1 protein-coding gene is annotated in these 267 nt (G+C 40.1%); it reads right to left on the bottom strand.

Going from position 1 to position 267, the window contains the following annotated elements:
* Positions 1 to 267 (bottom strand): hypothetical protein (locus IEX97_RS13790; protein WP_229776941.1); only part of this gene is annotated, 267 nt, incomplete at both ends.

Below are 267 nucleotides of genomic sequence, written 5' to 3' on the forward strand. Positions count from 1 at the left end.
TGCTAGGCGTTAGAGAAAGAGCTTTAAATTGATAGCCATATTGCTTAAGAAACGCTTGATACAAAGCCTGCTCTTGTTGCAATCGTAAGATTTCACGTGGAACATCCAAATAATCACGATTTAAAATGAGCAGAAGTTCTGCTAAAGCTAGAGCCGTCTCGACTTGTCGGCAGCGGATTATTGGATCATGCTGATGGACAAGATCATGGGCCAGCTGCGTACAGAAGAGATTATATTCCAAATTTAAAACAGCATAATTTCTAACAG

This window comes from Paenalicyclobacillus cellulosilyticus (assembly GCF_014647315.1).
Taxonomy (GTDB): domain Bacteria; phylum Bacillota; class Bacilli; order Alicyclobacillales; family Alicyclobacillaceae; genus Alicyclobacillus_J; species Alicyclobacillus_J cellulosilyticus.